The sequence below is a fragment of the Labrenzia sp. R5_0 genome (assembly GCF_017743835.1).
Classification (GTDB): Bacteria; Pseudomonadota; Alphaproteobacteria; order Rhizobiales; family Stappiaceae; genus Roseibium; species Roseibium algicola.
On sequence record NZ_JAGHRK010000003.1, the window covers coordinates 877,797 to 889,392 of the forward strand.

The 11,596-nt window shown below is 60.6% G+C and carries 9 protein-coding genes; 4 read left to right on the plus strand and 5 right to left on the minus strand.

Going from position 1 to position 11,596, the window contains the following annotated elements; translation table 11 throughout:
• Nucleotides 1-43: 43 nt before the first annotated feature.
• Both J7447_RS19430 and J7447_RS19435 read right to left on the minus strand, forming a co-directional pair.
• Complete coding sequence (locus J7447_RS19430) at nucleotides 44-814, minus strand: Stf0 family sulfotransferase (RefSeq protein WP_209170609.1); 771 nt, start codon at nucleotides 812-814, stop codon at nucleotides 44-46.
• 572 nt (nucleotides 815-1,386) lie between these two features.
• Complete coding sequence (locus J7447_RS19435; protein ID WP_209170610.1) at nucleotides 1,387-1,674, minus strand: hypothetical protein; 288 nt, start codon at nucleotides 1,672-1,674, stop codon at nucleotides 1,387-1,389.
• A 62-nt stretch (nucleotides 1,675-1,736) separates the two neighbouring features.
• On the opposite strand from J7447_RS19435, the gene J7447_RS31360 reads away from it, so the two are divergent.
• Nucleotides 1,737-1,859 (plus strand): hypothetical protein, encoded by a 123-nt coding sequence (locus J7447_RS31360; RefSeq protein ID WP_268257695.1) that lies wholly within the window; start codon nucleotides 1,737-1,739, stop codon nucleotides 1,857-1,859.
• Nucleotides 1,860-1,890: 31 nt separating this feature from the next.
• Here J7447_RS31360 and J7447_RS19440 read toward each other — a convergent pair whose 3' ends face one another.
• A complete protein-coding gene (locus tag J7447_RS19440; RefSeq protein WP_209170611.1) occupies nucleotides 1,891-2,811 on the minus strand; it encodes a LysR family transcriptional regulator in 921 nt (306 codons plus the stop codon).
• 122 nt (nucleotides 2,812-2,933) lie between these two features.
• Between J7447_RS19440 and J7447_RS19445 the strand changes: the two genes are divergently transcribed.
• A complete protein-coding gene (locus J7447_RS19445) occupies nucleotides 2,934-4,196 on the plus strand; it encodes a urate hydroxylase PuuD (protein WP_209170612.1) in 1,263 nt (420 codons plus the stop codon).
• Nucleotides 4,197-4,321: 125 nt separating this feature from the next.
• Here J7447_RS19445 and J7447_RS19450 read toward each other — a convergent pair whose 3' ends face one another.
• Both J7447_RS19450 and J7447_RS19455 read right to left on the minus strand, forming a co-directional pair.
• Nucleotides 4,322-7,051, minus strand: coding sequence for a GNAT family N-acetyltransferase (locus tag J7447_RS19450; protein WP_209170613.1), 2,730 nt, complete (start codon nucleotides 7,049-7,051; stop codon nucleotides 4,322-4,324).
• A gap of 251 nt (nucleotides 7,052-7,302) precedes the next feature.
• Entirely contained in the window at nucleotides 7,303-8,136 is an 834-nt protein-coding gene (locus tag J7447_RS19455; protein ID WP_055657672.1) for a universal stress protein, read from the minus strand.
• 155 nt (nucleotides 8,137-8,291) lie between these two features.
• Between J7447_RS19455 and J7447_RS19460 the strand changes: the two genes are divergently transcribed.
• Both J7447_RS19460 and J7447_RS19465 read left to right on the plus strand, forming a co-directional pair.
• The gene (locus J7447_RS19460) at nucleotides 8,292-10,112 is read left to right on the plus strand and encodes an ATP-binding protein (protein WP_209170614.1); all 1,821 of its coding nucleotides are present in this window, start codon (nucleotides 8,292-8,294) and stop codon (nucleotides 10,110-10,112) included.
• Entirely contained in the window at nucleotides 10,109-11,503 is a 1,395-nt protein-coding gene (locus J7447_RS19465) for a sigma-54 dependent transcriptional regulator (protein ID WP_209170615.1), read from the plus strand. The genes J7447_RS19460 and J7447_RS19465 overlap by 4 nt, the downstream gene beginning before the upstream one ends.
• Nucleotides 11,504-11,596: the final 93 nt, after the last annotated feature.

Consider the following 11,596-nt stretch of genomic DNA (forward strand, 5'->3'; position numbering starts at 1 on the left):
GAAGGATACGGCGCGGCCGCGTAGGTGGTTCACACAGGCGGCTTTAGCTGGCGCTGTCGATCTCAAGCTCAGCGCGGAAACGGGACACCCAGTCGGCATTGGTGGCATCTGCCAGTTTGGCAACGCCGGGCACGACACCCTCCGCTGCTGACACTTCCAGGCCGAGCCGTTGAAGTACCAGTCTCAGCGTGGCCTGCGGATCTGCCGAAAGCGCGTCATAGGTAATCCGAAGTGGGGAAATGCCCTGGATTTCGAACCAGGCTTGCCAGTCGCGGTCAAACCGGGTGAAGCGATCGTGACAGGCGCGGATTTCAGCGGCGTCATATTGCAATTCGCGCGGTTCCGACAATCGCTCGAGCTCGGTGCCGTCCGGAGCCCTGTGCCAGAGGCCGGATTGCTCGGCGCGAACGAAGGAAACCGCCTGGTCGACCTTGTCAGCACGGGTCAGGTGAATGAACAGCGTCTTGCCGAAGGCTGCTTCAAGACGTGCAAGATCGCTTTCATGAGCCGGATGCAGGATGGCCAGCTGTTTCATGAAGAAATCGAAGCTGTGCCGCTGCAGCCGCAGACCAAAAAGACCTTTGCCCCGCGTGCCCTTTTCGATAGCTGCCGCAAAGATGCGGCGCAGCGTTGCCTGCTCGTTTTCCCCCGGCACAACATCGACATTCAGGTCTTCAAGCCAATCCTCTTGGGACGGCTCGTGAAAATAGGAGCCCGGGTGCCCGGAAACACCCGTCGCCGCCAGAAGCTTGCAGAGCAGCGTGCTGCCGCTACGGGGGGAGGTGCACAGGATGTAGGACGAGTAGCCGATCATGGGGTGTTCATTTCAAGGATCGGTGACAGGTGCAAGACAGCTGAAGCAAAGCGAGGGGATTGCACCGGACACAGGCTTGAATTTGCGACGGATTTTGATCAAGGGGTGTCCGGCAGGCAACACTCTGTCCGTGAATTTGCCAGAGAGGATCGCTCATCCCGAGGTTGGCCGATGCCTCGAACTAGTGTCGGCAAATCCGGAGCAAGCGGCCCATCCTTCGAGACAGCGCTGCGCGCTTCCTCAGGATGAGGGGGCTGGGGGCTGGGGGGCTGGAAGATCGTCTCTGTTGCCGGACAGGCTTTGGGATACCTTGCCAACCGCGCAGACGTTTCGTTTGCCATGGCCGGCAGCGCCGTTTTCGTTCAGGCCCCGCCCCCCAAGGCCGTCACCCCGGACAAGCGCAGCGCAGATCCGGGGCCTACTCGCAGAGGCAGCTCGCTGAAGCGGTTGCATTGAGAACCACGCCTGAATTCTGGAAAAGAGCAGACCCCGAGTCTCGCGTTGCTCGCAGGGTTTACTTCAAGGGATGAACACCGGCGTATGTTTGCGTCTGAGGTCTTGCTGGCTAGCACTCAAGTTACGCCAGGCGACGGCAGCAGCACCGTTGCACTCTCCAGCCTGTGGCTTCTACCTCCGAATGTGAATCTTATGGTTTCGGCCTGCGTCTTGCCTCCAACGGCAATTGCCGATGCGCCGGTGTAGCGGGGAACGCCCGCCTTGCGGGTTTCTGCGAGTAGTCCCAACCCCTTAGCAAGCAGCCGCCAGCCGCGCAGCGCTCCGGTCAAATGCCGCAGCGATGCCTGGCTGTCGGCGAATGTCAGTGTTTCCACCTGAGCCAGTGTAGCGTATCTGCCCGGCACATCTGGTCGGCGACCAGAACAGCCTGGTCTTCCGGCCTTTCAAGCCGGAGTGCTTTCTCAACATGTCGCTGCTTACCCCGGCCAACCGGCCGCTTTCCCTTCTGGTGGAAAGCTTTGCTGAGGTTTTGCGTGCCGAGATCAAGGCACTTGTGGAGAGAGCCGCCGGTCTCCGCGATCTTCCATGAAGTCTTGGTGAAGAGGTGAGACGGCTAACCCTCAGTGGGCGTTCGCCAACTCCGCAAGTGACTTTTGGATATGCGCCACCATGAAATCCAGGAACAGGCGTACTTTCGGGTCCTGGCGGCGGCGGTGCGTGTAAAGGCAGGCCATCTGCACCGGGATTGGCGGTTCGTTTTCCAGCACCGGCACCAGTTTGCCCGAAGCCAGATAATCGGCAACTTCAAACGCCGGTTTCAGCACGATGCCGTGGCCTTCCAGCGCCCAGCCGGTCAGGACATCGCCATGGTCGGATTCGAACGGGCCGGACACCGCGACGCGCTTGACGCCATTTTCCGTCTGCAGCGGCCACTGGAATTCCGGCGCACCGGGATAACGCATGTTGAGGCAGTCATGGCGGCCGGCGGCAAGCTCGTCGCTTGTTTTCGGGCTGCCCTTGCGGGCAAGATACTCCGGAGAGGCGCAAAGCAGCCGGTCGCAATCGGCGATCTTGCGGATCTTGAGATTGGAATCTTCCGGCAGCCCAAGGAAGAAAGCAGCATCGAGACCTTCGCCCGTCAGGTCGACCTTGCGGTCGGACAGGCGCAGGCGAATGTCGATCAGCGGATTGGCTTCCTTGAATTTCGGGATCGCCGGGGCGATCAGCCGCTGGCCCATGCCGATGGGGGCGGCAACAAACAGCGTGCCGCGCGGTGAACGGGTGACATTGCTGATCTCCGCTTCTGCTTCTTCCACCGCCTCGATTATTTTTGTTGCACCGCGATAGAACAAGTTGCCATGCTCTGTCGGGCTGAGGGCTCGGGTGGTTCGCTGGAACAGGCGGACGTTCAGGTGCTCTTCCAGTTGGGACACCCGCGACGACGCGACGGCGGAGGAAATCCGCAGATCGCGTGCGGCGGCGGACATGTTGCCCAGCTCGTAAACGCGCAGAAAGGTTCGGATGTTTTCCAGATACGCCATGAGGATGTCCAACCGGGCCGGTTTATTGTTCCGATTTTTTTGAAACTGCTCGGAATTATCCCGAGATACCAGAAAATTCTTGCTTGAGCTAGCTTGGGTCAAACGAATTTGGAGGGGAAGCAATGCTGGACATTGCCATCATTTGGGACTGGATCGCCTTTGCGGTTCGCTGGCTGCACGTGATTACGGCGATGGCCTGGATCGGCTCGTCGTTCTATTTCGTCGCGCTGGACCTTGGCCTGAAGAAAGCCCCGGACCTGCCCAAGGGGGCCCATGGCGAGGAATGGCAAGTCCACGGCGGCGGCTTCTATCACATCCGCAAGTTCCTGGTGGCCCCGGAAAACATGCCGGAACACCTGGTCTGGTTCAAATGGGAAAGCTATTCCACGTGGCTGTCCGGCGCAGCTCTCCTGATGGTCGTCTACTGGGTCGGCGGCGAGCTTTATCTGATCGATCCGGCAAAGGCCGATCTTGCCCTGTGGCAGGGTATCCTGATTTCCGCCGGGTCTCTGACCATCGGCTGGCTGGTCTATGACCGGTTGTGCAAGTCGAAGCTCGGCGAAAGCCCGACGCTGCTGATGCTGCTGCTGTTCGCGCTGCTGGTGGCCATGGGATACGGGTACAACGAGATCTTCACCGGTCGCGCCACCATGCTGCATCTCGGTGCCTTCACCGCGACGATCATGACCGCGAACGTGTTCTTCATCATCATTCCGAACCAGAAGATCGTGGTGGCGGACCTGAAGGCAGGGCGTACCCCGGATGCAAAATACGGCAAGATCGCAAAGCTGCGCTCCACCCACAACAACTACCTGACCCTGCCGGTCGTGTTCCTTATGCTGAGCAACCACTACCCGCTCGCGTTCGCCTCGGAATACAACTGGCTGATTGCTGCCCTTGTCTTCCTGATGGGTGTCACCATCCGGCATTACTTCAACACAAAGCACACGGGTGCTCCGGCACCGACCTGGACCTGGCTGGCAACGGCGATCCTGTTCGTCGCCATCATCCAGCTGTCCATGGCACCGCTCCAGCAGGATACCTGGGAAGCGTCGGATGCCCGTCCGTTGACGCAGACCGAACAGGTATTCGCCAGTGCGGAAGGCATCGATGATGTCATGAACATCATTCCCGGCCGCTGCGGCATGTGCCACGCCCGCGAACCCTTCTATGAAGGCATCCACTGGGCACCCAAGGGCCTGCATCTGGAAACCAAGGCAGACGTCGTGCGCGCCGCAAAGCAGATCTACCTCCAGGCCGGCGTCACCAACGCCATGCCGCCCGCCAACGTCTCCTTTATGGAAGAAGACGAGCGCAAGAAGATCATCGAATGGTACAAGAACGCCCGTGGACAGCTGTCTTTCGGTATGGCCGCAACGCACTGAGCATCTACAGATGATCCACCCGGGACGCTCCTCCTCGCGGGGTGCGTTTTTGTTTGGGGCAACGTCCATGTGGGCGTGCTGACAGGCAAACGGAAATCAGATGCGTTGCGGACTGCGCAACGCGTTCAGATCTGTTCCGGCACTTCCGCCACAGGCAGCGTCACGAGGGCTATGCCGGGATCGTCAGGTGAAGTGCCGACGGAAAAGCCGAGCGACTGGCACATGGAGATCATCGAGGTGTTTTCCTTCAGAACCTCGCCCTTGATGACCTCGATGCCGTCTTCCCTGGCGTAGCGAATGAGCAGTTTCATCAAGGTCCAGCCGAGGCCCTGTCCCTTCAGGTCGGAGCGGACCATGATCGCGTATTCGCCGGTTTGATGGTCGGGATCCGCATGCAGGCGGACGACGCCGAGCAAGCTGCCGTCTTTGGGTTCGATGGCAGCAAAGGCGATTGCGCGGGCATAGTCGAGCTGCGTCAGCCGGGACAGGAACCTGTGGCTGAAATCGCGCACAGGTGCGAAGAACCTTAGGCGCAGGTCTTCGGGTGTTACCTGCTCGAAAAACGTCTTGAACAGGTCCTCGTCCTCCGGGCGCACGGGCCGGATGAAGATCTTGTGCCCATCCTTCAACTCAAGTGTCTGTTCCCATTCCTGGGGATAGGGGGCGATGGCCAGGCGGGAACTGCCGGCACGTCCCGGTCGCTTTTCCGGATGGCACAACGTCATGCGGGCATCGAGCCCGATAAGCCCGCTCGGCAGGGCAACCAGCGGATTGATGTCGAGCTCCTGTATCTCGGGAATATCAATGGTGATCTGGGAGAGTTTTACCAGCGCCTGGGCAAGGGCTGCCTTGTCGAGGGCCGGGCGCGCCGGTCCGCCGTCCAGAAGCCTGGCAATTCGTGTGCGGGAAATCAGGGCTTCTGCCAGATTGAGATCCAGCGGCGGCAATTCCAGCGCGACGTCTTCGCTTTCCTCGATTGCGGTACCTCCATGGCCGAACACCAGGACCGGGCCGAAGTCCTGTGTTTCGGCAACACCCATATAAAGTTCCAGCCCGTGCCGGTCTTCCAGCATCGGATGAATGGAGAGCCCGGCGATCCGGGCGTCCGGGTAGTCCCGTCTGGTCTTTTCGATCAGTTCTTCTGCCGCGTGACGGACGGCTTCAGGGCTTTCCAGCCCCAGCCGTACACCATCGATGCGCGACTTGAACGGCAGATCCGGCGAAATCAGCTTGGCAACGCAATGAGCCGCGGTCTTGAAGAAAGGCTCCGACAGCTGGCCGGCTTCCTCTGGCGTTGTCGCCATGGCGGTTGCCATGATCGGCAGATCATATGCTTCCAGAACGGAGACCACTTCCGGCGGGCTGAGCCAGGTGCGGTCTTCCTGAAGCGCCGCTGTGACAATGCCGCGTGCCCGCGCAACATCGGGTGAAAACGTGCTGGGCAGGCTGGCCGGGGCCGCCATAAGGAATTCGCGCGCCTGCGCATCATGCGCCAGATGCATCAGGCTGCGGGCGGCCTCTGCCGGGCTGGCATAGTTCGGGATGCGCGCTTCGGAAAGGGCTGCCCGCGTTGCCCCATCACCACCGATAAGACCGGCGACAAGGGCCTTGCGCCGCCCGGTGCGCCGCCTGTCCAGCACCGCCGCATCGGCAATTGCCTTTGCGATGGCCGACAGGGGCTGGAAGGCACTGGCAGCCTGAAGCACGACGGCGCCATCCACATTCGGGTCTTTCAACACCGTGACGATTGCCTCGGTAATCTGTTCCGGCGTCACGTTCTCCTTCAGGATTACCGAACCATCGGCAGCGGGTGTCACCGACAGGCCGGCGTGGCTCCGGCTGGTGTCTTCAAGAGCTGTGCGAGTTTCGGTGCCAAGCTCGGCGAAGGAGCCACCCAGATCCATCAGCCTGTCGACGGCAAGACTGGCAAGACTGCGACCGTTCGCAATGACGGCAAGCTTGTCGCAGCGGGGAACGCGAATGTGGGAGAGGGTTTCCAGTGCCTCGAACATTTCGTCAAGATCATGCACCCGCAAAAGGCCGGTGCGGCGAAACACGGTCTCATAGACCCTGTCAGTCCGTGCGAGTCGCCCGGCGTGGGTTCTGCCTGAGCCGCCTGTATCCCGGCTCTTGCCTGAGCGGATCACGATCACCGGCTTGCTGCGGGCAGCTGCCCTGGCGGCGGAAATGAATTTTCGCGGGACCGCGATGCCTTCCAGGTGAAGCACGATCGCACGGGTATGATAGTCCTGCGCGAAATAGTCGATCAGGTCGCTGATATCGACATCCATCCGCGCGCCGAGAGAAACGACAGCGGAAAATCCGGTATTGTGGGTCTTCGCCCAGGAAAGCGTTGCATTGAGCACGGCACCGGAACGAGCGAAAAACGCGACTTCCCCCTTTTCGGGGCGCTCCGCGCTGAGGAGTGCGTTAAGTCCCCTGGCGGGAACGGCAAGGCCAAGCGTGCCTGGTCCGATAAGTCGCAAGTTCGTCGCCTGCGCGGCTTCGCGGCACTCCTGAAGCAACTCTTCAGGCCAGGTTTCAAATCCGGGCGAAGGGATAAGCACGGCCTTCGTCCCGCCAGCAGCAAGGATCCGGATCTTTTCCGGCAGCGCTTCCGCTTTGGCGAGATAAATTGCCAGATCCGGCATTTTCTCCAGATCGGCCAGCCGAGCGACCTTTCGTCCCTTGAAAGGGACATCCTCGTCGATCCCGACGAGCGTTACCGGATGGCCGGCCTCGATATCCTGCAGGCAGGAAATCAACTTGCTGGTCAGGACGCCCGGATGCCTGCAAGGGCCGATAATGGCTATCGATCCTGGCGCAAAGAAACCGTCGAGGTTGCGAATGGTCATGAGATCGATCCTTTGAAAAGCTCCGCAAGGAACGAGGCGTCTGAAACGAACCTAGGTCGCGCGTCACAAAATTCACGAACAAGAAGCGAAAAACAACAGGGTGGTTGCAGACGAGCGTCCGGCCTTGCCGGTGTTTCGAGCCTGCAGTTTCATCATGTTTTCCGGTCAAAAAAAGCCCGCGGACCGGAGTGTGTCAGGTTCGCGGGCTTCATGCATCGCAAAATCTCGGCGATCGAGTGTGCGCCGATGGCTTAATGGGCCATCAGAACCGGTACGGTCATGGCTTCCAGGATTTCCCGGGTTGCCCCGCCGAACAGGAATTCACGCATGCGGCTGTGGCCGTAACCGCCCATCACGACCAGATCGTTGCTGTTGTCGGAGACATGGTTGAGCACCGTGTCGGCAATGCCGGCTTGCGGGTTGGTGACAACCTCGACGGTGACATCCATGTTGTGGCGCGCCAGATAGTTGGCGACGTCGGCACCCGGTTGGCCGGTTGCTTTGGTGGCTTTCTTCTCGACAACCAGGACCGTGATCTTCTCGGCCTTTTCCAGAACGGGCAGAGCCGCATGGATGGCCCGTGTCGCGGTGGAGCTGCCGTCCCAGCCAACCAGCACATTCTTCGGCTGGAAGGATTTGCTGCCGATATATGGCACAAGCAGAACCGGTACGCCGCTTTCAAACAGGACGGTCTCGATCAAGAGTTCACGCATCGGCTCCGGCTTGTCCGGATTGGCCTGACCGATGACCACCAGGTCTGTCGGGCGGCAATGAACCAGCACGTTTTCCAGTGGGCCGCCGGTGAGGATTTCCGCGAGCCTGCTTTCGCTCTTCACACCTGCCAGACGGGCCAGCTCGTCGAATTCCTTCTTGGCCTCGGTGGCCGCGGCAACCGCCTGTTCGTGCGCTGCCTGCAAATAGTCGACCGGCATCGGCGCGGCCGCGAATGCGGGAACGACCGGCTCGAACGACACTGCCAGTCCGGTGACATGGGCATCGTAGTTTCGGCCGAATTCCAGGGCGTATTTGGCGGCCGGCTGGTCACCTGCGAGATCCAGAACGGTCAAAATATCTTTGATAGGCATATATCCCTCCTGCGGCCGGTATCATGTCATCGAACCAGCCTCGTTAAAAATCTATAGGTCTGAATGTGGTGAGTCCTTGACGCGCATCAATGTCACCATCTTGTTCTGATCGCCGGCCGGGTGGCGAGAATGAAAAAAATGCGCAATATGGAGCCATGTCAAACCGCTGGCTCTATCTGGCCCTGCCACCGTTCCTGCTCGTGGCTGTCGCCTTCATGCTGGTTCAGCTCTTCATGGAGCTGGATGAGGACAGCGTTGACAGGAAGGCCGCCGAGCGGCTGACGCTTTATCGCCAGACGATTTTGGGCGAATATCAGAAGTACCGCTATCTGCCTTATATGATTGCGCGGGATCCCCGCGCAACGTCAGCGCTGGGCCTTGGCCAGCCATCGGAAAGCGCCAATCGGTTCCTGCAGGAAATGGCCGAAAATTCCGGCGTGGATCTGCTCTATGTCATGAATGCCGAAGGCACGACCCTGGCGTCCAGCAACTGGCAGGAAGACCTGTCGCTGGTCGGCCGAAACTACGGTTTCCGGCCTTATTTCTCAGCCGCCATTGAAGGTGAAGAAGGTCGCTTCTTTGCAATCGGCGCGACCTCGGACGAGCCGGGCCTGTTCCTGGCACGGCCGACGCCGGTCAGCGGCAAGCCGGTTGGTGTGGCTGTGGTCAAGGTGGACATGGGCCCTCTGGAAGAAGCCTGGGCCGAAGGTGGTGAGACCGTTTTTGCCTCTGATGCAAATGGCGTGATTTTTCTGTCGAGCCAGCCCGATTGGCGCTACCGGACGCTGACGGCGCTGCCGCAGGAGGTGCGCCAGATGATCGAGGCAACGCGCCAGTATGCCGGCCGGGAATTGTCCCCGGTCAGCGATAGTCTGGATCAGGAAAGACAGCAGCTCGTCATCGACGGCAAGAACTACCGGCACAATTCGGCGGATGTCGGCCTGCTTGGCTGGACCCTGCATTTCCTGGTCCCGGTGGAGGAGACCCGCAAGAGCGTGCTGCCGATCTGGGCGGCAACCATTTCGCTCTGCCTTGTCTATGCGGTCATTGTCCTTGTGCTGCGCGGTCGGCGTCTGCGCAAGGCCTCTGCGTTGCTGCGTCAGGAATCGGCCGGACTGAAAGAGCTGAACACCCGTCTGGTGGAGGAGATTCAGGAGCGGCGACGTGTCGAGAAAGAGCTTCTGGAAGCACAGCGCGGCCTTGCCCGCTCCAGCCGTCTGGCGGCTGTGGGCGAGATGTCCGCGGCAGTCGTGCACGAACTCAGCCAGCCGCTCGCGGCCTTGCGCATGTTCGTTGCCGGAACACGCAAATTCCTGGAAAAGGGCGACACGGAAACCGCCTCGGAAAACCTTGACGAAATCGATTCCCTGCAGATGCGGATGGCCAGCCTCACGCAGGAACTGAAGCGCTTTGCACGGCCCGGTGAAAGCCGTATCGAGAAGATTGACCTGACAGAAAGTGTCCGGACCGCCGAAAAGATCGTGCGGCCCCGGTTTGAAGAGACCGGCTGCCTTTTGAAACTGGACCTTCCGCCCGATCCGCTGGAGGCGGAAACCGCACCGCTCAGGATCGAGCAGATCCTGGTCAATCTCTTGCGCAACGGTGCCGATGCAACGGCGGGCGAAGAGGCCGGTGAAGTCAAACTGCACGCGGAACGGCAAGGGACAGAGCTGGTGCTGGCAATTTCCGATAACGGCCCCGGCATCCCGGAGGACCTGAAGGAACGGATCTTCGACCCGTTCTTTTCCACCAAGACCAGCAGCGGGGGCATGGGGCTCGGCCTTGCCATATCCATGCGGCTGGCGGAGGACCTTGGCGGCAGCTTGTCAGTGCGCGCAAACACCCCCAAGGGTGCGATATTCGAATTGCGTCTGCCTGCCTTGTCCGGCGAGAAAGCCAGTGAAAGAGCCAGTGACAGCGCCGGTGACAGGGCCTCCGGCACCAGGACCGAACGGGAACCAGAAGCCGCAGAATGACCGACCTTTCCCAGAAGATTCCAGTTCTCATCGTCGACGACGATCCGTCCATGCGCGCGGCCCTGCGGCAATGGATAAGACTTGCAGGTTTTGAAACCCATGAAGTTGCAACGGTAGGTCAGGCGCTTGCCAGATTGTCCGCCGAATTCCGGGGTTGCGTCGTTTCGGATGTGATGCTGGACGGGGAAGACGGCGTCTCGCTTCTGCGCAAGATCGGGGCGCTCGACGCGGATCTTCCAGTGGTGCTGATTACCGGTCACGGCGATGTGCCGATGGCGGTCGAGGCGATGCGGGCCGGGGCCTATGACTTTGTCGAAAAGCCGTTCGATCCAGATTTGATTGCCGACGTGGTTCGCCGAGCGTGCGACAGGCGTGCGCTTGTTCTGGAGAACCGTTCGCTGCGCACGCAATTGCTCGATAGCGCGGGGCTGGAAAGCCGCCTGATCGGCAATAGCCCCGCCATGCAGGCCCTGCGCCAGCAGATCCTGCATTTTGCTGCAACGGATGCGGCGGTTCTCATTACCGGTGAAACCGGCACAGGCAAGGAAGTGATTGCCCAGGCATTGCATGATTTCAGCCCGCGCAAGGACGGGCCTTTCATGGCGATCAACGCGGCAGCCCTGCCGGAGGCCATGGTGGAAGCGGAGCTGTTCGGCCATGAGGCCGGCGCTTTCACCGGTGCAGACAAGCAAAGGACAGGAAGGATCGAGGCGGCAAGTGGCGGCGTCCTGTTTCTGGACGAGATCGTCTCCATGCCGCTGGCGTTGCAGCCGAAGCTGTTGCGCGTGCTGCAGGAGAAAAAGGTAGACCGTATCGGCGGCACAAGACCCGTCGATGTCGATATCCGTCTGGTCAGCGCCGCCAATGTCGACCCCAGGGAAGCAGTGCGCAGCGGGCGGCTGCGCGAGGACCTGCTCTTCCGGCTGAATACGATTGAGCTGCGAGTACCGCCACTGCGCGAGCGAGGCCGTGATGCGCTCCTGCTGTTCGACACGTTCCTGAACCGCTTCGCCGTCCAGTATGGTCTGGATGCCCCGGCCACAAGCGCCCGCGACGAGGCTTTCCTTCAAACCTATGGCTGGCCGGGAAACGTCCGGGAGTTGCGCAATGCCGCCGAGCGCTTCGTGCTCAACGCACCGGTTACGCCGCAGCCGCTGGAAGAACTGGTGACCGGCAAGCGGGAAACGGGACCGGTTCCCGTTGGAGGTGGCCTGAAGGAACTGATGGACGCCTATGAGCGCAACCTGATCGAAGGTGCCTTGCGTCGTCACGGTGGGCGGATGGCCGACGTGATGCAGGAACTCAACCTGCCGCGGCGAACGCTCAACGAAAAAATGACCCGCCTCGGCCTCAGCCGCGATCAGGCGAATGCCGAAACTGTCGAGGGATAGGCATTCCTGAGAGCATTCACCCGAGCGATGCCCCAACATCCAGCCTCATCCTGAGGAAGCGCGTAAGCGTTTTCTCGAAGGACGGGCCGCTGG

Bases quoted from the DNA above. Each gene is read 5' to 3' on its own strand.
- J7447_RS19465 (WP_209170615.1), top strand. From the start codon at position 10,109: ATGACCGACCTTTCCCAGAAGATTCCAGTTCTCATCGTCGACGACGAT.
- J7447_RS19455 (WP_055657672.1), bottom strand. From the start codon at position 8,136: ATGCCTATCAAAGATATTTTGACCGTTCTGGATCTCGCAGGTGACCAG.
- J7447_RS19440 (WP_209170611.1), bottom strand. From the start codon at position 2,811: ATGGCGTATCTGGAAAACATCCGAACCTTTCTGCGCGTTTACGAGCTG.
- J7447_RS19450 (WP_209170613.1), bottom strand. From the start codon at position 7,051: ATGACCATTCGCAACCTCGACGGTTTCTTTGCGCCAGGATCGATAGCC.
- J7447_RS19430 (WP_209170609.1), bottom strand. From the start codon at position 814: ATGATCGGCTACTCGTCCTACATCCTGTGCACCTCCCCCCGTAGCGGC.
- J7447_RS31360 (WP_268257695.1), top strand. From the start codon at position 1,737: ATGTCGCTGCTTACCCCGGCCAACCGGCCGCTTTCCCTTCTGGTGGAA.
- J7447_RS19460 (WP_209170614.1), top strand. From the start codon at position 8,292: ATGTCAAACCGCTGGCTCTATCTGGCCCTGCCACCGTTCCTGCTCGTG.
- J7447_RS19445 (WP_209170612.1), top strand. From the start codon at position 2,934: ATGCTGGACATTGCCATCATTTGGGACTGGATCGCCTTTGCGGTTCGC.